This window comes from Actinomadura sp. NPDC047616 (assembly GCF_040642915.1).
In the GTDB taxonomy this organism is placed as follows: domain Bacteria; phylum Actinomycetota; class Actinomycetes; order Streptosporangiales; family Streptosporangiaceae; genus Spirillospora; species Spirillospora miaoliensis.
Window position 1 is genome coordinate 585117 of sequence record NZ_JBEYTB010000003.1, and the last position, 24153, is coordinate 609269.

General features: G+C 72.8%; 23 protein-coding genes. 11 read left to right on the plus strand and 12 right to left on the minus strand.

Translation table 11 applies throughout. From position 1 onward, the window contains the following. The first annotated feature begins 22 nt into the window (after window positions 1–22). The gene (treS, locus tag ABZ801_RS10310) at window positions 23–1822 is read left to right on the plus strand and encodes a maltose alpha-D-glucosyltransferase (protein WP_344953525.1); all 1800 of its coding nucleotides are present in this window, start codon (window positions 23–25) and stop codon (window positions 1820–1822) included. Between the two features lie 2 nt (window positions 1823–1824). Beyond that, entirely contained in the window at window positions 1825–3324 is a 1500-nt protein-coding gene (locus tag ABZ801_RS10315; RefSeq protein WP_360695725.1) for a phosphotransferase, read from the plus strand. Window positions 3325–3337: 13 nt separating this feature from the next. Here the strand turns inward: ABZ801_RS10315 and ABZ801_RS10320 are convergent, their stop codons facing one another. Then, the gene (locus tag ABZ801_RS10320; RefSeq protein WP_360695371.1) at window positions 3338–4132 is read right to left on the minus strand and encodes a GntR family transcriptional regulator; all 795 of its coding nucleotides are present in this window, start codon (window positions 4130–4132) and stop codon (window positions 3338–3340) included. A 229-nt stretch (window positions 4133–4361) separates the two neighbouring features. Between ABZ801_RS10320 and ABZ801_RS10325 the strand changes: the two genes are divergently transcribed. The 3 genes from ABZ801_RS10325 (at window position 4362) to ABZ801_RS10335 (ending at window position 7572) form a co-directional block, all read left to right on the plus strand. Then, complete coding sequence (locus ABZ801_RS10325) at window positions 4362–4580, plus strand: hypothetical protein (RefSeq protein WP_360695374.1); 219 nt, start codon at window positions 4362–4364, stop codon at window positions 4578–4580. A 337-nt stretch (window positions 4581–4917) separates the two neighbouring features. Beyond that, on the plus strand, window positions 4918–7194 hold the full coding sequence (gene glgB, locus ABZ801_RS10330) for a 1,4-alpha-glucan branching protein GlgB (RefSeq protein WP_360695377.1): 2277 nt from the start codon (window positions 4918–4920) through the stop codon (window positions 7192–7194). 9 nt (window positions 7195–7203) lie between these two features. Then, complete coding sequence (locus ABZ801_RS10335; protein WP_360695380.1) at window positions 7204–7572, plus strand: ACT domain-containing protein; 369 nt, start codon at window positions 7204–7206, stop codon at window positions 7570–7572. On the opposite strand, the gene ABZ801_RS10340 is transcribed toward ABZ801_RS10335, so the two are convergent. Continuing rightward, entirely contained in the window at window positions 7564–8445 is an 882-nt protein-coding gene (locus ABZ801_RS10340; RefSeq protein WP_360695383.1) for an NUDIX hydrolase, read from the minus strand. The two genes, ABZ801_RS10335 and ABZ801_RS10340, sit on opposite strands and share 9 nt — an antisense overlap. Before the next feature lie 76 nt (window positions 8446–8521). Between ABZ801_RS10340 and sppA the strand changes: the two genes are divergently transcribed. After that, window positions 8522–10225, plus strand: coding sequence for a signal peptide peptidase SppA (gene sppA / locus ABZ801_RS10345; protein WP_360695387.1), 1704 nt, complete (start codon window positions 8522–8524; stop codon window positions 10223–10225). Next, window positions 10210–10725: a flavin reductase family protein gene (locus ABZ801_RS10350; protein WP_360695390.1), complete on the plus strand. Its 516-nt coding sequence runs from the start codon at window positions 10210–10212 to the stop codon at window positions 10723–10725. The genes sppA and ABZ801_RS10350 overlap by 16 nt, the downstream gene beginning before the upstream one ends. 43 nt (window positions 10726–10768) lie before the next feature. Here the strand turns inward: ABZ801_RS10350 and ABZ801_RS10355 are convergent, their stop codons facing one another. From ABZ801_RS10355 to ABZ801_RS10385, 7 genes are all read right to left on the minus strand, one after another. Continuing rightward, a complete protein-coding gene (locus ABZ801_RS10355) occupies window positions 10769–11317 on the minus strand; it encodes a DUF892 family protein (RefSeq protein WP_344953401.1) in 549 nt (182 codons plus the stop codon). A gap of 40 nt (window positions 11318–11357) precedes the next feature. Further along, on the minus strand, window positions 11358–12527 hold the full coding sequence (gene hutI / locus ABZ801_RS10360; protein ID WP_360695394.1) for an imidazolonepropionase: 1170 nt from the start codon (window positions 12525–12527) through the stop codon (window positions 11358–11360). A gap of 86 nt (window positions 12528–12613) precedes the next feature. Beyond that, window positions 12614–13690, minus strand: a complete 1077-nt coding sequence (locus ABZ801_RS10365; RefSeq protein ID WP_360695728.1) for an RNA ligase (ATP) — start codon at window positions 13688–13690, stop codon at window positions 12614–12616. Window positions 13691–13770: 80 nt separating this feature from the next. Then, entirely contained in the window at window positions 13771–14625 is an 855-nt protein-coding gene (locus ABZ801_RS10370; protein ID WP_360695397.1) for a hypothetical protein, read from the minus strand. 280 nt (window positions 14626–14905) lie between these two features. Then, window positions 14906–15112 carry a hypothetical protein gene (locus tag ABZ801_RS10375; protein WP_360695400.1) on the minus strand — a complete coding sequence of 69 codons (207 nt, stop codon included), beginning with the start codon at window positions 15110–15112 and terminating at the stop codon, window positions 14906–14908. Further along, window positions 15109–15456, minus strand: a complete 348-nt coding sequence (locus ABZ801_RS10380; protein ID WP_344953390.1) for a hypothetical protein — start codon at window positions 15454–15456, stop codon at window positions 15109–15111. Before ABZ801_RS10380 ends, ABZ801_RS10375 begins: the two co-directional genes overlap by 4 nt. A 174-nt stretch (window positions 15457–15630) precedes the next feature. Then, on the minus strand, window positions 15631–16785 hold the full coding sequence (locus ABZ801_RS10385) for an XRE family transcriptional regulator (protein WP_360695404.1): 1155 nt from the start codon (window positions 16783–16785) through the stop codon (window positions 15631–15633). A gap of 201 nt (window positions 16786–16986) precedes the next feature. On the opposite strand from ABZ801_RS10385, the gene ABZ801_RS10390 reads away from it, so the two are divergent. The 4 genes from ABZ801_RS10390 to ABZ801_RS10405 all read left to right on the plus strand — a co-directional run bounded on the left by ABZ801_RS10390 (window position 16987) and on the right by ABZ801_RS10405 (window position 19922). After that, window positions 16987–17229, plus strand: coding sequence for a hypothetical protein (locus ABZ801_RS10390; protein WP_360695407.1), 243 nt, complete (start codon window positions 16987–16989; stop codon window positions 17227–17229). A gap of 78 nt (window positions 17230–17307) precedes the next feature. Continuing rightward, on the plus strand, window positions 17308–17604 hold the full coding sequence (locus ABZ801_RS10395; RefSeq protein WP_360695410.1) for a GYD domain-containing protein: 297 nt from the start codon (window positions 17308–17310) through the stop codon (window positions 17602–17604). 235 nt (window positions 17605–17839) lie between these two features. Further along, window positions 17840–18637 carry a trypsin-like peptidase domain-containing protein gene (locus ABZ801_RS10400; RefSeq protein ID WP_360695413.1) on the plus strand — a complete coding sequence of 266 codons (798 nt, stop codon included), beginning with the start codon at window positions 17840–17842 and terminating at the stop codon, window positions 18635–18637. Window positions 18638–18674: 37 nt separating this feature from the next. Further along, on the plus strand, window positions 18675–19922 hold the full coding sequence (locus ABZ801_RS10405) for an acyltransferase (protein ID WP_360695415.1): 1248 nt from the start codon (window positions 18675–18677) through the stop codon (window positions 19920–19922). Here the strand turns inward: ABZ801_RS10405 and ABZ801_RS10410 are convergent. From ABZ801_RS10410 to hutU, 3 genes are read right to left on the minus strand one after another with little or no spacing between them, the layout of a single operon-like run. Next, the gene (locus tag ABZ801_RS10410; protein WP_360695418.1) at window positions 19906–21255 is read right to left on the minus strand and encodes a formimidoylglutamate deiminase; all 1350 of its coding nucleotides are present in this window, start codon (window positions 21253–21255) and stop codon (window positions 19906–19908) included. The two genes, ABZ801_RS10405 and ABZ801_RS10410, sit on opposite strands and share 17 nt — an antisense overlap. A 10-nt stretch (window positions 21256–21265) precedes the next feature. Further along, complete coding sequence (locus tag ABZ801_RS10415; RefSeq protein ID WP_360695420.1) at window positions 21266–22462, minus strand: allantoate amidohydrolase; 1197 nt, start codon at window positions 22460–22462, stop codon at window positions 21266–21268. Window positions 22463–22466: 4 nt separating this feature from the next. Then, window positions 22467–24143, minus strand: a complete 1677-nt coding sequence (gene hutU / locus ABZ801_RS10420; RefSeq protein WP_360695423.1) for a urocanate hydratase — start codon at window positions 24141–24143, stop codon at window positions 22467–22469. Window positions 24144–24153: the final 10 nt, after the last annotated feature.

Below are 24153 nucleotides of genomic sequence, written 5' to 3' on the forward strand. Positions count from 1 at the left end.
CACCGTGCCGCGCGGCGAGCCCATGCACGACCTTCCGACCGAGGCCGTGCCGAGCCCGTCGGAGGCGGTGCCCGACGCGTTCAACCCGGAGGTGGCCCGCGACCCGCACTGGTACAAGACGGCGGTCTTCTACGAGGTGCTGGTGCGCGGTTTCAACGACTCCAACAACGACGGCACCGGCGACCTGCGCGGGCTGATCGACAAGCTCGACTATCTGCAGTGGCTGGGCATCGACTGCCTGTGGCTGCTGCCGATCTACCACTCGCCGCTGCGCGACGGCGGCTACGACATCAGCGAGTACACCCAGATCCTGCCCGAGTTCGGCGAGCTGGGGGACTTCGTGGAGCTCATCGAGCAGTCCCACGCCCGCGGCATCCGCGTCATCGCCGACCTGGTGATGAACCACACCAGTGACCAGCACCCGTGGTTCCAGGCGTCCCGCACCGACCCCGACGGTCCCTACGGCGACTTCTACGTCTGGTCGGACACCGACGACAGATACCCCGACGCCCGCATCATCTTCGTCGACACCGAGGCGTCCAACTGGACCTACGACCCTGTCCGCGGCCAGTACTACTGGCACCGCTTCTTCTCCCACCAGCCCGACCTCAACTACGACAACCCGGCCGTCCAGGAGGCGATGCTGGAGGTCCTGCGGTTCTGGCTCGACCTGGGCATCGACGGTTTCCGCCTGGACGCGGTGCCGTACCTGTACGAGCGCGAGGGCACCAACTGCGAGAACCTCCCCGAGACCCACGCCTACCTCAAACGCGTCCGCGCCGAGGTCGACCGCCTGTACCCCGACCGCGTCCTGCTCGCCGAGGCCAACCAGTGGCCCGCCGACGTCGTGGAGTACTTCGGCGACCCGGCCGCCGGCGGCGACGAGTGCCACATGGCGTTCCACTTCCCCGTCATGCCGCGCATCTTCATGGCCGTCCGCCGCGAACAGCGCTACCCCATCTCCGAGATCATGGCGCAGACACCGAAGATCCCCGAGAACTGCCAGTGGGGGATCTTCCTGCGCAACCACGACGAGCTCACCCTGGAGATGGTCACCGACGAAGAACGCGACTACATGTACACCGAATACGCCAAAGACCCCCGCATGAAGGCCAACATCGGCATCCGCCGCCGCCTGGCCCCGCTGCTCGACAACGACCGCAACCAGCTGGAGCTGTTCACCGCTCTGCTGCTGTCACTGCCGGGCTCCCCCGTCCTCTACTACGGCGACGAGATCGGCATGGGCGACAACATCTGGCTCGGTGACCGTGACGCCGTCCGCACCCCCATGCAATGGACCCCCGACCGCAACGCCGGGTTCTCCCGCTGCGACCCCGCCCGCCTGTACCTGCCGGTCATCATGGACCCGATCTACGGGTACCAGGCGGTCAACGTCGAGGCGCAGCAGAACAACCCCGGCTCGCTGCTGCACTGGACACGGAAAATGATCGAAATCCGGCAGCGGCATCCGGTGTTCGGCATCGGTTCCTATGTGGAGCTGTCGGCGTCGAACCCCAGCGTGCTCGCGTTCGTCCGGGAGATCGGCGAAGGCGTGTCCTCGCACTGGACCGCCAGGCCCGACGAGGACGGCGTGCGGCGCGCGGGCGTCGACCGGGTGCTGTGCGTCAACAACCTGTCGCGCTTCCCCCAGCCCGTCGAACTGGACCTGCGCCGCTTCCGCGGCTCCACGCCCATCGAGTGCATGGGCGGCGTGCGGTTCCCGGCCATCGGCGAGCTGCCGTACCTGCTGACCCTCCCCGGGCACGGCTTCTACTGGTTCCTGCTGCCGGAGCCCGAGCCCACCGAGGAGGAGGTGATGTGACGATGCGACCGCCCGACGACGTGCTGGCCGACCTGCTGGCGGGCTGGCTGCCGCGGCAGCGCTGGTTCGCCGGCAAGGACCGCGCCATCGGCGAGATCTCCATCGGCACCGCCACCGAGCTGCACCCGGGACCGGCGGGCGCCCAGGACGGCCCCGAGCTGCACCACGTGATCGTCGCGGTGCGGCAGGGCGACGGCTGGGACCACTACCAGCTGCTGCTCGGCGTCCGGCACGAGATGCCCGACCGGCTGCGCTACGGGGAGATCGGCGGCTTCACCGCCGAGCATCCGGACGGCGGCGCGGACCACCCGGTGTCCGCCCACGTCTACGACGCCGTGTACGACGCGGAGCTGACCCGGGTGCTGCTGGACGGCATGGCCGCCGAGTCGGCCATCGGACCGCTGCGGTTCCGCCGCACTCCCGGCACCGAGGTCGAGACGGAGCTGGAGAGCGTGCCCGGCTCGGCCGAGCAGAGCAACACCTCGCTGATCTTCGGCGACGTCTACATCTGCAAGCTGTTCCGGCGGCTGGCGCCGGGCGCCAACCCCGACCTGGAGGTCAACCTGGCCCTGTCGCGGGCGGGCTGCGCCCACGTGCCCGCGGTGTGCGGCTGGATCGACCTCGACCCGTCCGCCGCGCCCGCGCTGACCTCGGGGCTGACCGAGGGCGAGACCGGCGCGGGCGAGCCGACCACGCTGGCGATGATGTCGCAGTACCTGCGCAGCGGCACCGACGGCTGGGACATGGCGATCACCAGCGTGCGCGACTGGTTCGCCTACGCGCCCACGGTCTGCGACCGGCAGGCGCCCACCGACGAGGACGCGGCCGCCGCCGGGGGCGACTTCGCCGCCGAGGCCGAGCGGCTGGGCGCCGCCACCGCGACCGTGCACCGCGACCTGGCCGCCGCGTTCGGCGTCACCGAGATGCCGGCCGGGCACGTGCGGGAGATGGCCGCGGGCATGCACCGGCAGCTGGAAGAGGTGTGCCGGTCCGTGCCCGCGCTGTCCGAGCACGAGACCGCGATCCGGGAGGCGTTCGACGAGCTGGCGCGGCTGCGCACGCCGCTGACGTTCCAGCGCGTCCACGGCGACTACCACCTCGGCCAGGTGATGCGCACCGACACCGGCTGGATCGTGCTGGACTTCGAGGGCGAGCCGGCGCGCACGCCCGGTGAGCGGCGCGCCGTCGCCCACCCGCTGCGGGACGTGGCCGGGATGCTGCGGTCCTTCGAGTACGCGGCGCGGTACCTGATCGCCGACCAGAGCCTGCCGACCGACACCGCGCTCAGCCTGGAGACGCGGGCGCACGCGTGGGCGGCGCGCAACCGGGACGCCTTCTGCCGCGGTTACGCGGCCGCGGGCGGCCTCGACCCGGCGGAGCACGCGGTGCTGGTGCGGGCGTTCGAGTTCGACAAGGCGGTGTACGAGATCCGGTACGAGGCGCGCAACCGCCCGTCCTGGCTGCCGGTGCCGCTGCGCTCGCTGGCGCATCTGGCGGGGTGAGACGGCCGGGGCCTCACAGGTCGATGGCGTAGTCGAGGACGACCCGGTCGGCCGGGATGACGATGTCGCGGCACACCTCCATGATCTGGGGCCCCGACAGCATCCGCCGGGTGATCGCCACCACCGGGACCCCGGCGGCCATGTGGAGCGTCTCGCTCTCCTCCGGCGTGGGCATGCGGGCGCGCACCGCCTCCTCCACCCGCGTCGGAGGGTGCCCGAGGTAACTGAGCTGCGCCAGGGTGCCGCCGGGCCAGGGCTCGCGGTCGGGGTCGGCCACGGGGGTGCCGCCCACCAGGTCCCACGGCAGGTAGTTCACCGAGAGCTGCTGCGGTTCCCCGCGGGCGTAGAACACGAAGCGGCGGCGCAGCAGCTCGGTGCCGACGGGCAGCTCGAACAGCCCGGCCAGTTCGGCGTCGGCGTGGGTGCGGGCGAAGACCCGGTCGAGGCGGTACTCGTCCCAGCCGATGCGCTGGTCGTGGGTGAAGGTCGTCTTGGGCGGCGGGGGCGGGGCGGAGGGCGGCTCGGAGGCCGGGACGGCCAGGGGCCGGGTGACCGCGCGGTAGCGGTCCATGGCGACGCGGCGCACCAGGGGCCGGGCCCGCACGACGGTGCCGCCGCCCCGCCGGGTCTCGACGAGCCCCTCGCCGCGCAGCAGCGCGATCGCCTGGCGGACCACGATCTCCGAGACGCCGTGCGCCGCGCACAGCTGCGCCATCGTCGGCAGCCTGGCGCCCGGCGGGTACCCGCCGTCCCGGATCCGTTCGCGCAGGGTGTCGGCTATCCGGAGGTAGGCCGGACGGTCCGGCACCGGCAATCACCTCTTCTCATCCGAGCCCGCCGCCGCGTCCCTGCCCGCCGCGTCCCGGCCCGCCGCCGCGCGGCGGCGCGCCGGTGTCCCGGCCGGTCCGCGGTCCCGGCCGCCTGCCTCCTCCCCGCTATCCACGGGGAGACGGTCCGCTTACGCACAGCTTGACACCTCTTCGACGGAGTAAGACTTTTGTATACAGAACAGCCTCCTCGGGGAAGGGACGACCTTGATGGGCGACTTCGATGACCTGAAAGCGGCCATCGAGGCGGAGTTCCCCGGATGGCTGGTATGGCGCAGCGACGCGGGACGCTGGTACGCCACGCGCAGCGGCGACCTCACCGACGCCCAGCTGCAGGCGGGATACGCGATGACGGTGGCGGCCGACGATTCGGCCGGGCTGCGCGAGCTGCTGCGCGACCAGGCGCGCCGGGACGCCGGGGACACCTGAGCGGAACCCGCGGTGGCGACAGGTAATTCTGTCGCTGCGGTTATGGAGGAATGGAGGCGCGGTCGGCGGTGGGGATGTGTCCACCGTGGCCAGACGGACGTGACCGCACGGTCGGCGCAGTCACATCGGCGCGACCCCCAACGAGAGAGCTGCGCCACCGTGCGGTCGCACGTCGCCTCCCCGCGCCGCCGTGCACCGGGGCGTCCGCCGCCGGAGACCGATGCGCCCACGCTGACCTCGGCGTTCACGGACAGACCGGAATCCGCGGGTGAAAGAGGCCGCCTTGGGGGCAGTGCTAAGTGGAGACGACCCCCGGCACGGAGGAGGCCATGAGCCCATGGCACGGGTGACGCGTGCGGAGATCGACAAGCTCGTCGGCGGCGACCACCACGACCCACACGGTGTCCTCGGCGCGCATCCCGGACGCAACGGCGTGACCGTCCGGGCGCTGCGCCCCCTGGCCGAACGCGTGGAGGTCGTCCTGCCCGGCGGCGACCGGTACAAGATGCGTCACTTCCACCAGGGCGTCTTCACCGTCACGCTGCCGCCGGAGGCGTCGCTGTCGGGCGGCAAGGAGGACGAGGCGCCGCAGGTGGTCCCCGACTACCGGCTGGCCGTCACCTACGCCGACGGCATCGAGCTGATCCAGGACGACCCGTACCGGCATCTGCCCACGCTCGGCGAGCTCGACCTGCACCTGATCAGCGAGGGGCGGCACGAGGAGCTGTGGCGGGCGCTGGGCGCGCGGACCCGCGGCTACTCCTCGGCGTTCGGCCCGGTGAGCGGAACGGCGTTCGCGGTGTGGGCGCCCAACGCCCGGGGCGTGCGCGTCGTCGGCGACTTCAACCACTGGGACGGCCGCGCGCACCCCATGCGCTCACTGGGGTCGACCGGGGTGTGGGAGCTGTACATCCCGGGCGTGGGCGACGGCGCCGTCTACAAGTACGAGATCCTCGGCCCCGACGGGCAGTGGCGCGCCAAGGCCGACCCGATGGCGCAGGCCACCGAGCACCCCCCGGCGACCGGATCGCGCGTGTTCACCTCCACCTACGAGTGGACCGACGGCGAGTGGATGGACCGCCGCAAGGACCGCTCCTGGGTGAACGAGCCGATGAGCGTGTACGAGGTGCACCTGGGTTCGTGGCGGCCCGGACTGAGCTACAGCGAACTGGCCGAGGAGCTCACCGCCTACGTGACGGACATGGGCTTCACCCACGTGGAGTTCATGCCGGTCGCCGAACACCCCTACGGCCCGTCCTGGGGCTACCAGGTCACGTCCTACTACGCCCCGAGCGCGCGCTTCGGCGACCCCGACGAGTTCCGCTTCCTGGTGGACAGCCTCCACCGCGCGGGCATCGGCGTCATCGTCGACTGGGTCCCCGCCCACTTCCCCCGCGACGAGTGGGCGCTGGCGCGTTTCGACGGCACGGCCCTGTACGAGCACGAGGACCCCCGGCGCGGCGAGCACCCCGACTGGGGCACCCTGGTGTTCAACTTCGGCCGCGCCGAGGTGCGCAACTTCCTGGTGGCCAACGCCTGCTACTGGCTGGAGGAGTTCCACGTCGACGGGCTGCGCGTGGACGCGGTGGCGTCCATGCTCTACCTGGACTACTCGCGGCGCGAGGGCGAGTGGACGCCCAACGTCTACGGCGGCCGGGAGAACCTGGAGGCCATCTCCTTCCTGCAGGAGATGAACGCCACCGCCTACAAGCGCAACCCCGGCATCATGACGATCGCCGAGGAGTCCACCGCCTGGCCCGGCGTCACCCGTCCCACCCACCTGGGCGGGCTCGGGTTCGGGTTCAAGTGGAACATGGGCTGGATGCACGACACGCTGGAGTACGTCGGGCGCGACCCGGTGTTCCGGCACTACCACCACGGCGAGATCACCTTCTCGATGGTGTACGCGTTCTCGGAGAACTACGTGCTGCCGCTGTCGCACGACGAGGTGGTGCACGGCAAGGGGTCGCTGCTGGGCAAGATGCCCGGCGACAACTGGCAGAAGTTCGCCGGGCTGCGCGTGCTGCTGGCGTACATGTGGACGCACCCGGGCAAGCAGCTGCTGTTCATGGGCGGCGAGTTCGGGCAGGGCGCCGAGTGGGCCGAGTCGCGGTCGCTGGACTGGTGGCTGCTGGACAACGCCGCCGAGGGCGCCGAGCACCTGGGCGTGCAGCGGCTCGTCCGCGACCTCAACCGCGCCTATCGCGACCTGCCCGCGCTGTGGACGCTGGACAACGACCCCGGCGGGTTCCGCTGGATCGACGCCAACGACGCCGCCGGGAACTGCCTGTCGTACCTGCGCTACGCGGTCCCGCCGGACGCGGAGCAGCCCTCCGGGCAGGCCCCCGCGCCGGACGCCGGGAGCGGGGGGCGGCCGCCCGTCGTCGCCTGCGTGGTGAACTTCTCCGGCGCCCCGCACGAGAACTACCGGCTGGGCCTGCCGTTCGCCGGCGGCTGGCGCGAGGTCCTCAACACCGACGCCTACGAGTACGGCGGCAGCGGCGTGGGCAACATGGGCCGCGTCGAGGCCTCCGACGAGCCGTGGCACGCCCAGCCCGCGTCCGCCGTGCTGCGCGTCCCGCCCCTGGGCGCGGTCTGGCTCGTCCCCGAATAGGGTTGCCGGGTGACCACCGCGCAGCGCCTGCAGATCGTGCCGTCCCAGTTCATGATCGAGCACCTGCCGAACGCCGTGTTCCCCGAGGACGACGAGTGGATCGCGCTGGTGCGGGCCCCGGAGGGCCTGACCGTGATCCGCGAGGCCCCGCCGTACGCCGAGGTGCGGCGGTGGCTCGGCCTGTACGCCGTCGAACCGCACGACCTGGACGCCACCGGCATGCTGGCCGCCCTGGTGGGCCCGCTGTCGGACGCGGGGATCCCGGTGTTCGTGGCGTCCACCTACCACGCCGACCTGGTCCTCGTCCCCGAACACCTGATCGCCGAGGCGACCGCCGCCCTCAAGGAGGCGGGCCACCAGGTGATCGACTCAGCCTGACCGGCCGCGCCGCGGCAGCCGCGACAGCAGCCAGCGGGGGCCGATGACGGAGGCGCCGGCGGCGGTGCAGCGCGCACGCAGCTCGCGGTCGGCGGTGACGACGAGGTACGTGGCGTCGGGATCGGCGGCGGTGACCAGCTCGACGATGCGGTCGTCACCGCTGCCGGGCGCGGCCACGACGCGCACCCCGTCGCAGGGCCGCTCGGCGACACCGCGGGCGGCGCCCTCCACCACCAGCACCACCTCGGGGAAGACCCGCTCGTAGGGCAGCACCCCGTCGGGCAGCCCGGTGATCCCGTCGCGCAGCACCGCCAGGTCGTCGCACAGCCGGGCGTTGGCGCCCGCGCGGTCCCTCCACCAGCCGTCGGCGCGCGCGCCGACCACGTTCGCCGCGTCCACCACCAGCACGAGCCGGGTGAGCATCGTGCTCAGCAGCGGCCAGGTGCGGGCGAACGGCCCGAACAGCCGCCTGCCCCGCACCTCCTCGACCGGCACCCACGCGGCCCTGCGGGTCTCCAGCGACGCGGGCCGCACGTCCGGCGGGTCGTCCACCGAGGCGATCACGGACGCGAAGTCCCATCCGCCGTGGTCGTCGGTGCGCACGCCGTGCACGCGGACGGCCCGGGTGTCCAGCGTGCACTCCTCGGCGGTCTCGCGCAGCGCCGCGGTCACCGGGTCCTCGCCGCTGTGCCGTCCGCCGCCGAACATCCCCCACGTGCCGGCGCCGTGGCACCACCACGCCCGCTGCTGCAGCAGCACCCGCAGCAGCCCGTCGCCGGGGTCGCGGTGGAAGAGCAGCAACCCGGCGGCGCCGAACCGTCCCCAGTGCACGTGCCCGAGGCCGCAGCGCGCCCATCCGTCGCCGTCTCCCATGGGGCGACGATATCCGCCCGTCCGGCGATCGTCCGACCGTGGCCGGTGGGGCGGGGGCAGCGCATAGGCTGGGGCCATGGTGGATCCCGGCACAGTCGTCAACCTCGTCAAGCACGCGCGCGAACGGCGCGTCGCCCCGCTGGTCCTGGAACTCGACCTCACCGACGGGCTGGTGGAGACGCCGCCTGCCGACCCGCTGACGGCGATCATGTCGATGCGCCGCACCCACCTGCGGGACGTGCTGGACGGGCTGCGCCGCGCCCGCCGCGACGAGCGGGTCCGCGCCCTGGTGGTCAAGGTGGCCGGCGGCGTCCCGGTGGCCATGGCGCAGGAGGTCCGCGACGCGGTGCGGGCGCTGCGGGAGGCGGGCAAGCTCACCGTCGCCTGGGCCGAGACGTTCGGCGAGGGCGGCCACGGCTCGGTGCCGTACTACCTGGCGACCGCGTTCGACCGGATCTACCTGCAGCCCTCCGGCGAGGTCGGGCTGACCGGCGTGGCGCTGGAGGAGCCGTTCCTGGCCGGGGCCCTGGAGAAGGCGGGCATCCAGCCGCGGTTCGCCCAGCGGCACGAGTACAAGACCATGGCGAACACGTTCATGGAGCAGGGCTACACGCCCGAGCACCGCGAGTCGTCCCAGCGCCTGGTCGACTCGCTCGGCGAGCAGCTGGTCGCCGGGATCGCCGCCGCCCGCGGCCTGCCCGAGGACAAGGTCCGCGACCTGGTCGACCGGGGCCCGCTGCTGGCCGGGGAGGCCCTGGAGGAAGGGCTGGTCGACCGGCTCGGCTACCGCGACCAGGTGTACGCCGACCTGCGCGCCGAGGTCGGCCCGCAGGCGCAGCTGCGGTACGTGTCGCGCTACAACCGCACGCAGGGCCTGGCCAAGCGGCTGCCGCAGCCGGGCCGCCAGGACGTCGTGGCGCTGATCAACGGGCAGGGCCCGATCCGGCTCGGCCGCAGCGGACGCGGCGGACCGCTGCCCGGCCAGGGCCTGGCCATGGGCTCGGACACGATCGGCGCCGCGTTCCGCGCCGCGGTCAAGGACGATCGGGTCAAGGCGATCGTGTTCCGCGTCAACAGCCCCGGCGGCTCGGCGGTGGCGTCCGACGCGATCTGGCGCGAGGTGGTGCTGGCGCGCAAGGCGGGCAAGCCGGTGATCGTGTCGATGGGCAACGTGGCCGCGTCCGGCGGCTACTACGTCGCCATGGCCGCCGACACGATCGTGGCGCAGCCCGGCACCATCACCGGGTCGATCGGCGTGGTCGTCGGCAAGGCCGTGGTGAACGGGCTGCTGGACCGGCTGGGCGTCGGCATGGGCAGCGTCGCCGACGGCGACCACGCCCGCATGTTCAGCGCCACCAAGGACTTCAGCGACTCGGAGTGGGAGCGCGTCAACGCCTCCCTGGACCGCATCTACGAGGACTTCACCGCCAAGGCCGCCGAGGGCCGCGGCCTGTCCCGCGAGCGCGTGCACGAACTGGCCCGCGGCCGGGTGTGGACGGGCGCCGACGCCAAGGACAACGGCCTGGTCGACGAGCTGGGCGGCCTCGACCACGCCCTCGACCTGGCCCGTAAGAAGGCCGGGCTGCCCGAGGACGCCCCCGTCCGCTCCTACCCGCACGTCTCCCCGCTGGAGCGGCTGCGTCCGGCCGAGTCCAGTGAGGACCGCACGGCCGCCGCGGCCCGCCTGGACGGCTGGGGGTCGCTGACCGGCGTCGCCACCCGCCTGGGCCTGCCCGCCGCCGGTCCGCTCACCCTCCCCGGCGTGTGGGAGATCCGCTGACCCGGGAGACGAACGTCAGCGGCGCCGACTTCACCGACGCCGTCGCGGGCTTCGCCACCGGCGTGGTGGTGCTGACCGTCCGCGACGGCCGCGACGACCTGGGCACGACGGTCACCTCCTTCATGTCGGTGTCGCTGGACCCGCCGATGGTGCTGGCCGGGGTGACGGCCACGTCCTACCTGTGCGAGGTCCTCCAGCGCCGGGACCGCTGGGCCGTGACCGTGCTGGGCGCCGGGCAGCGCGCCCTCGCGGGCCGTTTCGCCGCCGCCGGCCGCCCCAGCGCCCGCATCCTGCTGGCGAGCGAGCCCCACCACCGGGGGCCCCGCTCGGAGGCCCTCATCGTCGACGACGGCGTGGCCGCCCTCGAATGCGAGACCCGGCGCCGCATCGAGGCGGGCGACCACGTCCTGTTCGTCGCCGAGGTGCTGTCCGCCGACTACATCTCCCGCCGCCGCGACCCGTTGATCCGCGTGAACCGCCGCTACCTGGGCGGGTCGTGACCCCCCGTCCGCGTGGCGGCACGGCCCTGGGCGCCGCCCGGTCCTAGGCGCGTCCCAGCTCGGAGGGGAGTCGTTCGAGGAGGCCGCGCAGGTCGTCGGCGTGCTCCTCCTCCTGGGCGAGGATCTGCTCGAAGACACGGCGGGTGGTGGGGTCGCCCTCGCCGAGCCAGTGGATGATCTCGGTGTAGGACGCGATGGCGATCCGTTCCGCCACCAGGTCCTCCTTGATCATGTCGATGAGGTCGGCGCTGGCGTCGTACTCGGCGTGCGACCGCATGGTCAGGGTGTCGGGGGAGAAGTCCGGCTCGCCGCCGAGCTGGACGATCCGCTCGGCGATCATGTCGGCGTGCTCCTGCTCCTCCCGCGCGTGCTCGGCGAACTCCTGCGCCACCGACTCGGCGTGGATGCCCGTCGCGGTGAAGAAGTGCCGCTTGTACCGCAGGACGCACACGATCTCGGTGGCCAGGGCCTCGTTGCAGACCTGCACGACTCGGTCGACGTCCGCCCCGTACGCGGACGTGATCGGCCCCTTGTCGATCTCCTGCCGGGCGCGCTCGCGCAGCGTCTTGATGTCGGTAAGGAATTCCGCCATGTCTACCTCCTGGGGGAGGCATCTACCCGGCTGGACGCGTCTATGCCTGGACGCGGCGTCCCGCCTTCCACACGGCGGCCACCTGCGGCACTCCGGGACGGTAGGCGAGGTGGATGTGGGACGGGGCGTCCAGCACGAGCACGTCGGCGCGCGCGCCGGGCGTCAGGCGGCCCACGTCGTCGCGGCGCAGCGCTCGCGCGCCGCCCGCGGTGGCCGCCCACACCGCCTCGGCGGGGGTCATGCGCAGGTCGCGGACGGCGAGCGCGATGCAGAACGGCATGCTGGAGGTGTAGCAGGAACCGGGGTTGCAGTCGGTGGCCAGCGCCACGGTGGCGCCCGCGTCGATCAGCCGCCGCGCGTCCGGGTAGGGCTGACGGGTGGAGAAGTCGACGCCGGGCAGCAGCGTCGCGACCGTCGCGGCCGAGGCGAGGGCGTCCACGTCGGCGTCGGTGAGATGGGTGCAGTGGTCGGCGGAGGCGGCGCCGAGTTCCACGGCGAGCCGCACCCCCGGGCCCGGCCCGAGCTGGTTGGCGTGGACCCTCGGGGTCAGGCCCGCCCGCATGCCCGCCGTGAGGATCTCCCGGGACTGGTCGGCGTCGAACGCGCCGTCCTCGCAGAACACGTCGACCCAGCGGGCGTGCGGGGCGCAGGCGGCGAGCATCTCGTTCGTCACCAGCCGCACGTAGCCGCCGGGATCGCCGGCGTACTCCGGCGGGACCACGTGGGCGCCCAGGAACGTCACCTCGTCGGCGGTCTCGGCGGCGATGCGCAGGGACCGTTCCTCCTGCTCCACCGACAGCCCGTACCCCGACTTGCACTCGACGGTGGTGGTGCCCTGCCGCGCCATCTCGCCGACGAGCCTGCGCAGGTTGGCCCGCAGGTCGTCGTCGGACGCGGCGCGGGTCCTGGCCACGGTGGTGCGGATGCCGCCCGCCGTGTAGGGACGGCCGCTCATCCGCGCGGCGAACTCCTCGGCCCGTTCCCCGGCGAACACCAAGTGCGCGTGGGAGTCCACGAAGCCGGGCAGGGCCGCGCGTCCGGCCGCGTCGTACTGTTCGTCCGCCGCGGGCGCCCGTTCGGTGGGGCCGACCCAGGCGACCGTGCCGCCGTCGATCACGACCGCCGCGTCCCGGAGCAGTCCCAGCGCGTCCTCGCCGAGGCCGGGGTCGTTGGTCACCAGCTCGCCGATGTTCGTGATGACGATGCTCACCCGGCCAGCATCGCACCCGCCGCCGGCCGCGCCGGCGACCGGCTCCGACGATCCGTCTGGCATGTGAGACGGACCGCCGGAGGCGCTCACTCGTACTCCGTGCCGCCCTTGCGGGTCAGGTACGCGGGCGAGACGAACTTGCCGATCGCGCGGCCGCCCACCACGGGGCTGTAGCGGCCGGTGGCGGTCCGCACCACCACGCCCTCGCGCAGGTGCGCGCTCGCGCCCGACACGGTCTCCCTGCCGGTGGCCAGGTCCATCAGCGCGTCGGCGTCGTACGGCCCCGCGTACAGCTCGGGCACGCGCGGCAGGCCCAGCTCGTCGAGGATCTCGGCCTGCTCGGCGGGGTCCAGCCAGCGCACGTTGCCGTCGTCGCCGGAGACCGCGACGTCGAACACCGCGTAGCCGGGACGCTCGCCCTTGGCGTCGGCACCGTACGCCAGGTCCTGCACGCCGTTGCCGTACACCTCGCCGAACACGCCCACCCGCTCGGCGCCCAGCCGCTCGGCGATCCGCGCGGCGGCCTCGGGCACGCCGTGGGCCTCCACGGCCCGCCAGTACAGGTTGGACGCGTCCCGCCTGATCGCCATCCGTTTGGCGCTGAACCCCTTGGAGGAGACGTACGCCTCGCCGCCGACCAGCGTGAACGCGCACGCCGTGCCGTGGATCTTCTCCGTGGCCACCACCGGCTCCCCGGGCTCGAACAGCTTCGGGTACCGCTTGATGTCCTCGATGTCGATCCACGGGATGAGGTCGGGCGCGGGCTCGACCTCCCCGGCCATGTGCACCGGGATCGGCGGCACCCACTTGGTGACGCCCAGCTCGGCGGCGAAGTCGCGGCCCTGCGCGTGCGCCTCGGCCAGGTCGACGCCGTCCACCGCCTTGGGCACGCACACGATGCCCTGCGACAGCTCACCGCGCAGCCGGACCGCCTTGACCCGGTTCTTCGCCGAGCCCGCCAGCCTGCCGGTGAGGCCGAGCTCCTCGATCAGCTCGTCCGGCAGGAGCGCCCCTTCGGGGATGTAGAGCGCCCAGTCCCCCGTCTGGTAGCGGCCCTTGGCGACAACCGCCCGGTAGAGGCCGACCTGCGCCAGTTCGAGCGCGTCGGCGTTGTCGTGCGGGTGGATGGTCAGCTGTTCGGCGGTGACCCGCAGCGTGGACATCATGGCCCTTTCTCGAACCGGGGCGATCTACGCCAACGAGTGTCCGGACTCCGCGTGATCGCGGCAACGCGTTTTTCGCGCTACCAGCCGTGCGGAGGCTGACCGCCGTGACCCGGCTGCTGCGGCGGCGCGGGCGGATAGCCGTACGCGGGCGGAGGCACCGGCGGGTACGCCTGCGGCGGGGCCGGCGGAACACCCCCGCCGGGCGGATACGCGGCGGGCTGCGGCGGATAGGGCGCCGCCGGCTGCATCCCCGGGCCCGGCATGGGCGGGACACCGGGCATCGGGGCCGCCGCCGGTACCGGCGGCACGGGTCCCTGGGCGACGGGAGCCGGCGCGGGCTTGCCCTTGCCCTTGACCAGCGCCCCCACGGCACCGACTCCGAGGACGACCACGGCGCCGATCCCGAAAACGATCAGCTTGCCGATCCCCTTGCCGCGACGCCGGGACCCGGTGTAGGTGGTGTCGGTGTCGTAGGTCGGCGTCGTCACGGACGGCGCCGTCGGCACGGCCTGCGACGACGGCGGCGTCGGCGATGAGCTCGGCGCGGAGGAGCGCAACTGGCGGAGCAGGGCGTTGATGCTCAACGTCACGTCCCGGGTGCTCCTGGCCGTACGGCTGAACTCCTGCGTGGCCAGGTTCATGTCCGTCTGGGTGAGCCCGGACGCCGGCCCCGCCGTGTAGTACAGGTAGTCCAGCGACGGGTTGTACCCGATCACCAGTATGTCGGACGAGGTCCGCTGGCTCGTCACCCAGCTACCGAAGGCCGCCTTGGTGGACGGCGTGCGCGCGGTGGCGATCCGCACCGGCATGGGCAGCGGCTCGGCCGCCAGGCGCACCGACGCCGTCCGCAGCACCCCGGCGTCGTCCCGGATGACGACCGGCCCGGCCGCCGCGGCCGCCACCGGTCCCCCTGTCACCGCCAGCGCCGCCATGACCGCGGCTATAACCAGAAAACGCCGCACAATACGCTCCAATCCCCCGTACTGCAAAAATCCCGGCAGCAGAGACAATCACAGGAGCCGCCCCCGGCGCGGCGAACCAAGGACACGATCACGTCACCATGCGATCACCATCCGGCGATCATTCGCCGGAACCACTAGCGATCTTCCACCGGCCACCCTAAGCACCGCAGGCCAGGCACATGCCGCGCCCCCGGTTTCTTTCGGACATCCCGAATCGTCACCCGCATTTCTCCGATTCGCGGGGACGCGTTCACGCGAACCTCCGAATCCAGGCGATCTGCCCCGCGAGATCCTCAGGAGTATCGGCTTCGAGCAGCCGCCCTCCTTCCAGCGCCCACCATTTGCGCGTCGCCAGCCCGTACCAGACCCGCACCCCCGGAAACCGCTCTTCGAGGGCCCGCGCCGCCGGAGTGTGCAACTGCTCGGCGTCGACACCGAACACCCTGAACCCGATCACCGCCCCGACTCCCGCCGCATGGCCCGATCGATCAGCTCCGCGGTCTCCTGGATGTCACGGGCGGGCGGCACCGGCGCCCCATCCCCCCACCGAAACTGCACACCGTCCCAGACGACCGGCCACTCACCGCCACCCGAGTCGACCGCCACCAGGATGTCGCGACGCACATAGACGCGGCGCCCGCGTTCCTCCAGCGCACGACCGAGCCGCCGCACCAGCACAACGGCGTCCGTCCGCGTGATCAGCCTGAGCGCCGCCCGCAGCTCCCCCGCCGAGTCCGCCCCCACCTCCGAGACGACGAAGTCGACGAACCGCACCCCGACCAGCGGCCTTCGCCGCGCCACCCACCCCCCACCCCGGCACTCAACACCCCACCCGGGGAACTCGGCCGCCAACCTCGATGTGACGCCGCGACCAACTTTGATCACTCTGAGTGACTTTGCCATGGCGGGACGTTAGGGCGCCCCGCAGCGCGAGGAGGACAGGAAGTTGTCCCCTACCTCAGGGGACCAGGGACCTCACACAAGCAGGCCAATCCGGTCCGCGAGGTCGCGCGCGTCTCGCCGGAGGCCGGGCGTCCCCTCCTGGGCCAGGTCGGTGACCATCCGGCGGGCGTAGCCGTTGTAGCGGATCGTCTCCGGTGCGGCGACGTACGCGTCGTCGAGCGAGCGCAGCGCCCTCTCTTCGTCACCGGCGAGCTGCCACGCGCGTGCCACCTCGATGAGGTGACGCCCCTTGCGAGGCTGCGACGGAATTGCGGCGGCGGCCGTCCGGACCGCCTGCCTGCGCGCCTCGCCGCTCTGCCTCGCTTCCACGGCGACCGTCACCGCGTGCGCCCCCATGATCACCCTGCTGAACGACGTCATCGGCTCGTAGTAGCTGGTCGGCAGAGACTGAGCGATCTTCTCGGCCTTCTCCCACCACCGCCACGCCGTGCCCCGCTCCCCACCACACGCCGCGGTGTAGGCCACTTCGTGGTGGAGGGCCCCCCAGAGCGCCCACAGATTCTCCTCCGCGCCCTCGATGCGCGGCTTGAGCAGTTCGAGCCCCTCGCGATTGACGGCCTCGGCCGCGTCGAAATCGCCCGCGTCCCGGTGGGCCTGGGCGGTGCACCACACGGCAGCGGCGAACGCGCGCGCGTCCTCGGACTCCTCCGCCGCCATCATCGACCGTTCGACCACACGCCAATACAGATCGGTGGCCGGCTGGTAAGCGAGGAAGAACTGCGCGAGGTTGTAGACGCGCGCGAGCAGCGACAGGGCGCGCCGCCGCTCCGCTCCCTCGTACGCGCGCACGGCGTTCTTGGCGTCCTTGATGAGGTCGGGCAGCAGCGCACCGAGGACGGTGCGGTGGTCGGGAGCCGCATGACGCGCCCGCCACGCCGCGTCCAGCCGCGTCTCCAGGTGCTCCAACGGGCTGGGCGGGTCGGTCATGGACACCGACACCGAGTTGATGGCGTCCCGGACGGCGGGCAGCGCAGGATGGCCGGGGCCACGGAACATGCTCGTGGGCAGCGGTCGGCCGCCCGTGAGTTGTGCGATGTCGCGGAGCCGCAGGGCTTCCGCGAGGCTGAGCACGGTCGGCAGCTTGAGCTCCCTGATCTCTCCGCGCTCCACCGCCTTGACCCAGCGGGCGCTCTTGCCGACCAGCCCGCCCAGGATCTCGCGGCTCATGCCACGTCGCCGCCGAAAGTACTGGACCCGCTGCCCCACGGACAGCTCCGGGTCGGCCGGATCGATGTCACGTCCACGCATGAGCCCGCACCTCCTGGAGACTCGCTGCCTTCAGGCTACGAGCCACCCCGCCCGCGCGTCAGACTCTTGTCCGCGGATACGCGACGCACCCAGAATCCGCACTGATTCACGGAGGACACCATGCGCGACGTTCTTGTACCGATCACGGTGGAGCAGGACGAGGACGGCGCCTGGAACGCTCGGGCGGTTCTCGGCCCTAAGAACTTCGTTTACGGCTACGGCGATACGCCGGAGGAGGCCAGGGCCGACGTGCGGGCGGGAATCCAGGACGTGTTCGATCACGAGGGTGTGCCAGCCGACCTCGTTCCGGTGAACGCGCGCTTCTGCGGTGTGGTCGTGCGGTCGTACGTGGGGGCACCGTGACCGCTGGTGGGGGCTCGCTTGGCCGGGCGCGGGGTACGAGTCGGTAACTGAGCCGTCGTCCCCAGGAGGTGAGACGAGGTGCCGACTTACATCTCGCTGCTGAATTGGACGGATCAAGGGATCCGGGCCTACGAGGACACCATGAAGCGGGCGGAGACCTTCGCCGCGTCCCTGGAGGAGATGGGCGCCAGGCTCGTGGACCTCTTCTGGACCGTGGGTCAGTACGACCTGGTGGGCATCATCGAGGCCCCCGATGACGAAACGGCCGCCGCGGCGCTGCTGCGGAACGGCGGGGCGGGCAGCGTCCGCAGCACGACCCTGCGGGCATTCGGCCGGGACGAGATAAGCCAGATCGTCACGAAGGCGAAGGGGTAACTCAGACCGTTCCGGGCGCCTGGCGGCAGGGGGCGTCCGTTGAACGGAGTGCGGTGGGGCGGAGTACTCACTTGTGAGAGTGAGGAGCCGCATGAGTTACCCACCGCACGCAGATCCCGGGTACGGCCTGGGTACGGGGACCGCCCGCAACGGCGTCCCGTACGGCAGGTATGAATCAGGCCGTCCTGGCTTTCCCACTGCTACGTGGCCTCGGGACGATCCGTTCAGGGAGCCCGTGCCGTCGGACCCGTGGGATTACGGCGGGTCGCGGCGTCGCAGCAGCGGGGCCGGCCTGGTGGTCGTCGCGGTCGTGCTGGCGGCGCTGGTGGTCGGGGGGCTGGCCGGGGGCGTCGCCGGGCGGATGAGCGCAGGAGTGCCAGCGCCCACGGCACCGCAGGCCGCCGCCGGAACGACGGACGGCGCGGCCGGCGATCTGAGCGCCGTGGCGGCGCGGGTGCAGGGGAGCGTGACGTCGATCGAGGTGCGGTCGGGCGGCAGGCTGGGCGCCGGGTCCGGGTTCGTGATCGACCGGCAGGGGCGCGTGCTGACCAACGCGCACGTCGTCGGGGACGGCGGCCGGGTCACCGTGGTGCTGGCCGACCGCCGCCGCGTCCCGGCGCGCGTGGTGGGTTCCGACCGCGCCCGCGACCTGGCGGTGCTGGCGATCCCCGCCGACCAGAGCCCGGCGCCGCTGCCCTTCGGCCGCTCGTCGCGGGTGCGCGTCGGCGAGCCGGTGCTCGCGCTGGGCTCGCCGCTGGGCCTGCAGGGGACCGTCACCAGCGGCATCGTCAGCGCGCTGAACCGGGAGGTGCGCATGGGCGACGGCGGAACCGGGGGCACCGCGTTGCAGACCGACGCGTCCATCAACCCCGGCAACTCCGGCGGCCCGCTGGTCAACGCGCGCGGCGAGGTCATCGGCGTGAACACCGCGATCGCGACGCTGATGCGGGGCGGGGGCGGCGGTTCGATCGGCATCGGCTTCGCCATCCCCGCCGACCGGGCGCGTGAAGGCGCTCAGCGCCTCATCGGCTGACGGTTTGGGTGACTTCGTGGGCGTTTAGTCTTGCCGGGTGGCTCCCCCCGCTGTTCTGTCGCGTCCTGATGAGACCGCCGTCGCGGTGCGGCTGGGGTGGCTGGACGCGTTGCGGGGGTGGGCGGCGCTGGTGGTGGCGCTGCATCACGCGTCGTTCTACTACGTGCCGGAGCTGCGGGCGCAGATGGTCGGCTGGTTCGACCCCGGGCGGTACGGCGTCCTGCTGTTCTTCCTGGTGAGCGGGTACATCGTGCCGGTCTCGCTGGAGCGTCACGGGGACGTGCGCCGGTTCTGGATCGGACGGTTCTTCCGCATCTACCCGCTGCTGGCGGTGGCGTGTGCGGTGCCGGTGGCGCTGGCCGTGCTGGGGCTGCGCGAGATGCGGGCCGGGCTGGGCGACTATGACCCGGTGGTGGCGGTGCTGGCGCACGTGACGATGCTGCAGGACGTGCTGGCGGTGCCGAACGCCATCAACGTGCTGTGGACGCTGTCGTACGAGATGGCCTTCTACCTGGTGGTCGTGGCGCTGTTCGTGGTGAAGGGTGGCCGGCGGCCGGGGGCGGTCGCGGGTGTGTGCGTCGTCGCGGCGTTGGTGGCCGGTGGGGTGCTGCCCGTCGCGTTGTTCTCGCGGACGGCGGGGATCGGCGTGGTCGTGCTCGGTACGGCTGTGCTGCTCGCGGCGGCGGTGGGGCTCGCCATGTACGGGCAGGGGGCCGTGCGGATCGCCGGTGGGGTGGCCGGTGGGGTCGTCGCCGTTCTGCTGGTCGCGCTCAACAGCCGGATCGGAGCCTGGGAAGGGCTGGTGATCCTGGCGGTGATGTTCACCGGCACGGTGGTGTACCGGGCCGAGCATGGGCAGATGGGGCGGCGGGCCGCCGCCGGGACGATGCTGGCGGTGCTGGCGGGCGTGGTCGCGGCGGGGGTCGGGTACGCGCAGGTCAGCGTGCCCGAGGAGCAGGTCGCCGGGTTCCGGGTCTACTGGACGGGTTCGGTGCTGCTGGCGGCCGGGTCGTTCGCCGGGGCGTGGCTGCTGCGGGAGCGGCGGTTTCCGCGGTGGTGGACGGGCCTGGGGACGATCAGTTTCTCCGTCTACCTGGTGCATCACGTGCTGCTGATGCTGTCCGACCGGTTTCTGGGCACGTCCGGGCGCGACGAGGTGCACAGGCTCGTCGTGTTCGTGGTCGTGCTGCTGGCGGTGAGCCGGGTGACCTACCGCTGGATCGAGGCTCCGGCCCAGCGGTTCGGCAGGGCACTGGGGGCGCGGGGTCTCAAGCCTCCTGCGTGACGGCGGTGATGGCGGAGTCCAGGGCGGCGGCGACGTCCCCGACCAGCAGGTGACGGCCGTCGCGGACGATCTCTCGGCCCGAGACGACGACGTGGCGGACGTCGGCGGCGGTGGCGGCGAAGACGGCGGCCTCGGCCAGGTGGTCGGGGCCGGCTCCGGCGGTGCGGGGCGAGTCGAGCGCGACCGTGACCAGGTCGGCGTACGAGCCGGGTTCCAGCCGTCCCGCCTCGGGCCAGCCGAGGCCGTAGTGGCCGTTCCAGGTGGCGGCGGCCAGCAGTGACCCGGCGGTCCAGTGGCCGCGTTCGCGGGTGCGCAGCCGTTCGTCCAGTTCGACGGCGCGGGCCTCCTCGAACAGGTCGATGACGGCGTGCTGGTCGGAGCCGAGGCAGATCGGTGATCCGGCGGCGGCCAGGTCGCGGGCCGGGCCGATGCCGTCGGCCAGGTCGCGTTCGGTGGTGGGGCACATGCACACGCCGGTCATGGTGGTGCCGAGCAGGCCGATGTCCTCGTCGGTGAGGTGGGTGGCGTGCACGGCGACGGTGCGGGCGCCGAGCGCTCCGCATTCGGCGAGCAGCCGCGTGGGGGTCATGCCGTAGGCGTCCCGGCACGCCTCGTTCTCGGCGGGCTGCTCGGACAGGTGGACGTGCAGCGGCGCCCGGCGTTGCCGCGCCCAGTCCGCCACGGCGCCGATCTGCTCGCGGGGCACGGCGCGGACGGAGTGCACGGCGGCGCCGACCCGGGCGTGCAGGCGGCCGCTTTTGCCGGTGTGGTCGTACAGGCTGTCGACGCGCCGCGCCCAGTTGCCCGCGGTGCCGTCGCCGAAGCGCAGCTGGGGGCCCTGCAACGGCCGGCCGATCCCGCCGGTCAGGTAGCAGGTGTCGAGGAGGGTGATGCGGATGCCCGCGTCGGCCGCGGCCGCGATCAGCGCCTCCCCCATGGCGTTGGGGTCGTCGTACGGTTCCCCGCCGGGACGGTGGTGCAGGTAGTGGAACTCGCCGACGCAGCTCACCCCGGCCAGCGCCATCTCGGCGTACACGGCGGTGGCCAGGGCGCGGTAGGTGTCGGGGTCGAGTCGTTCGGCGACCGCGTACATCTGTTCCCGCCAGGTCCAGAAGGTGCCGCGGCCGCCCTGGGCGCGTGAGCGCAGGGCGCGGTGGAAGGCGTGGGAGTGGGCGTTGGCCAGGCCCGGGAGTGTCAGGCCGGGCAGGGGGCGGGCGTCCGGAGGGGCGGGGACGCCGGGCGTGACGCGGGTGAACCGCTCACCGTCGGCCTCGATGAGCACGTCGGCGGCCATGTGGTCGCCGAGCCAGGCGAACTCGGCATGCCAGTGCATAACGGAATCACTACCCGCGCGCGAGGTCGGTCAGTACCGCGGCGAGGGCCTCGACACCGGCCAGGCAGTCGGACGTCTCGGCGTGTTCGGCGGGGGCGTGCGACACCCCGGTCGGGTTGCGGACGAACAGCATGGCGGTCGGCAGCCGCGCCGACAGGATGCCCGCGTCGTGCCCGGCTCCCGTGGGCAGCACCGGCACCCCGCCGAGGGCCGTGACGAGGCGGTCGCGCAGGGAGGTGTCGAACCCGACGACCTCGGTGTAGGACTCCTCGGACAGCTCCACGGCGACGCCGTGGGACGCGGCGGCGGCGCGGGCCGCCTCGTGCACGTCGGCGACGGTGCGGCGGACGGCGTCGTCGGACGGGCCGCGGGCGTCCAGCCACGCCGCGACCGACGACGGGATGGCGTTCACCCCGCCCGGTGTCACGTCCACCTTGCCGACGGTGGCGACGGCGTCGTGGCGTTCGGCGGCCTCGCGGGCGGCCAGCACCATCCGCGCGAACGGCAGCATGGGGTCGCGGCGGTCGGCCAGGCGGGTGGTGCCCGCGTGGTTGCCCTCGCCGGTGAAGTCGAACCGCCAGCGCCCGTGCGGGACGATCGCGCTCGCCGCGCCGACCGGCTCGTCCAGGGCCCGGCCCTGCTCGACGTGCAGTTCGACGAAGCAGCCGACGCGGCCGAGCAGGTCGTCGTCGCGGCCGATCGCGTCGGGGTCGAGGTCGTGGGCGGCGAGCACGTCGGCGAACGTGCGGCCGTCGCCGTCGCGCAGGGCGCGGGCGCGGGACGGGTCGATGGCGCCGGTGAGCAGCCGCGATCCCAGGCAGGCGACGCCGAAGCGCGCCCCCTCCTCCTCGGCGAACACGGCCACGCCGACGGGCCGGTCGACGCGCACGCCGCGTTCGCGCATCAGGTCGATGGCGGCCAGCGCGGACACCACGCCGAGCGGCCCGTCGAACGCCCCGCCGCCCGGCACCGAGTCCAGGTGGCTGCCGGTCAGGACGGCCCGCCCGGCGGCGCCGTCCGGGCGCCACCAGGCGAACAGGTTGCCGTTGCGGTCGCGTTCGACGTCCAGGTCGCGGCGGCGCGCCTCGTCCAGGAACCAGGCACGGCACTCCAGTTCCGGCGGCGTCCAGGCGAACCGGTGGTAGCCGCCGCCGTCCGGGTCGCGGCCGACCGGCAGCAGCGCCGACCACATCTCCTCGAAGCCCACGCCGTCAGCCCTCGTCCGCGGTGGTCTCGTTCATGGGGATGCGGACACCGCGTTCGGCGGCGACCTCGCGGGCGCGTTCGTACCCGGCGTCGGCGTGGCGCATGACGCCGGTGCCGGGGTCGTTGGTGAGGACGCGTTCCAGCTTCTGGGCGGCCAGGTCGGTGCCGTCGGCCACGCACACCTGGCCGGCGTGGATGGAGCGGCCGATGCCGACGCCGCCGCCGTGGTGGAGGGAGACCCAGGTCGCGCCGGAGGAGGTGTTGAGCATCGCGTTGAGCAGGGGCCAGTCGGCGATGGCGTCGGAGCCGTCGGCCATGCCCTCGGTCTCGCGGTAGGGGGAGGCGACCGAGCCGCAGTCCAGGTGGTCACGGCCGAGCACGATCGGGGCGCTGATCTCGCCGCGCGCCACCAGGTCGTTGAACACCGCCCCGGCCTTGTCGCGTTCGCCGTAGCCGAGCCAGCAGATCCGCGACGGCAGGCCCTGGAAGTGCACCTTCTCCCCCGCCATGCGGATCCAGCGGGTCAGCGGCTCGTTGTCGGGGAACAGGTCGAGGATCGCCTGGTCGGTGCGGGCGATGTCGCGGGGGTCGCCCGACAGCGCCGCCCACCGGAACGGGCCCTTGCCCTCGCAGAACAGCGGACGGATGTAGGCGGGCACGAACCCGGGGAAGTCGAACGCCCGCTGGTAGCCGGCGAGCTGGGCCTCGCCGCGGATGGCGTTGCCGTAGTCGAAGACCTCGGCGCCGGCGTCCTGGAACCCGACCATCGCCTCGACGTGCGCGGCCATCGACTCGCGGGCGCGGGTGACGAAGCCGTCGCGGTCCTTGTCGCGTTCGGCGGCCCAGTCCTCGAACGCCACGCCGCGCGGCAGGTACTTCAGCGGGTCGTGGGCGCTGGTCTGGTCGGTGACGATGTCGATGGGCGCGCCGCGGCGCAGCAGTTCGGGGACGATGTCGGCGGCGTTGCCGAGCACGCCGATCGACAGCGGTTCCCGCCGGTCGCGGGCCTGCTCGGCGAGGCGCAGCGCCTCGTCCAGGTCGTCCACGCGCACGTCGCAGTAGCGGTGCTCCACGCGGCGGTCGATGCGGGACGGGTCGCACTCGACGCAGATCGCCACGCCGCCGTTCATGGTGACGGCCAGCGGCTGGGCGCCGCCCATGCCGCCGAGCCCGGCGGTCAGCGTGATCGTCCCGGCCAGCGACCCGCCGAACCGCTTGGCGGCGACGGCGGCGAACGTCTCGTAGGTGCCCTGCAGGATGCCCTGGGTGCCGATGTAGATCCAGGACCCGGCGGTCATCTGCCCGAACATGGTCAGCCCGAGCGACTCCAGGCGGCGGAACTCCTCCCAGGTGGCCCACTGCGGCACCAGGTTGGAGTTGGCGATCAGCACGCGCGGCGCCCACTCGTGCGTGCGGAAGATCCCGACCGGCTTGCCGGACTGCACCAGCAGCGTCTCGTCGCCCTCCAGCGAGGTCAGCGACCGGACGATGCCGTCGAAGCAGTCCCAGTCGCGGGCGGCCTTGCCGGACCCGCCGTAGACGACCAGCTCGTCGGGGTGCTCGGCGACCTCCGGGTCGAGGTTGTTCATGAGCATGCGCAGGGCCGCCTCCTGGGGCCAGCCCTTGGCGGCGGTGGGCGAGGTGCCGCGCGGGGCGCGCACGGGCCGGGGACCAGCGGACATGACGATCGCT

Coding starts and splice junctions, on each gene's coding strand:
- treS (WP_344953525.1), top strand. CDS start 23: ATGCACGACCTTCCGACCGAGGCCGTGCCGAGCCCGTCGGAGGCGGTG.
- ABZ801_RS10315 (WP_360695725.1), top strand. CDS start 1,825: ATGCGACCGCCCGACGACGTGCTGGCCGACCTGCTGGCGGGCTGGCTG.
- ABZ801_RS10325 (WP_360695374.1), top strand. CDS start 4,362: ATGGGCGACTTCGATGACCTGAAAGCGGCCATCGAGGCGGAGTTCCCC.
- glgB (WP_360695377.1), top strand. CDS start 4,918: ATGGCACGGGTGACGCGTGCGGAGATCGACAAGCTCGTCGGCGGCGAC.
- ABZ801_RS10340 (WP_360695383.1), bottom strand. CDS start 8,445: ATGGGAGACGGCGACGGATGGGCGCGCTGCGGCCTCGGGCACGTGCAC.
- sppA (WP_360695387.1), top strand. CDS start 8,522: ATGGTGGATCCCGGCACAGTCGTCAACCTCGTCAAGCACGCGCGCGAA.
- ABZ801_RS10355 (WP_344953401.1), bottom strand. CDS start 11,317: ATGGCGGAATTCCTTACCGACATCAAGACGCTGCGCGAGCGCGCCCGG.
- ABZ801_RS10365 (WP_360695728.1), bottom strand. CDS start 13,690: ATGTCCACGCTGCGGGTCACCGCCGAACAGCTGACCATCCACCCGCAC.
- ABZ801_RS10370 (WP_360695397.1), bottom strand. CDS start 14,625: ATGGCGGCGCTGGCGGTGACAGGGGGACCGGTGGCGGCCGCGGCGGCC.
- ABZ801_RS10385 (WP_360695404.1), bottom strand. CDS start 16,785: ATGAGCCGCGAGATCCTGGGCGGGCTGGTCGGCAAGAGCGCCCGCTGG.
- ABZ801_RS10390 (WP_360695407.1), top strand. CDS start 16,987: ATGCGCGACGTTCTTGTACCGATCACGGTGGAGCAGGACGAGGACGGC.
- ABZ801_RS10410 (WP_360695418.1), bottom strand. CDS start 21,255: ATGCACTGGCATGCCGAGTTCGCCTGGCTCGGCGACCACATGGCCGCC.
- hutU (WP_360695423.1), bottom strand. CDS start 24,143: ATGTCCGCTGGTCCCCGGCCCGTGCGCGCCCCGCGCGGCACCTCGCCC.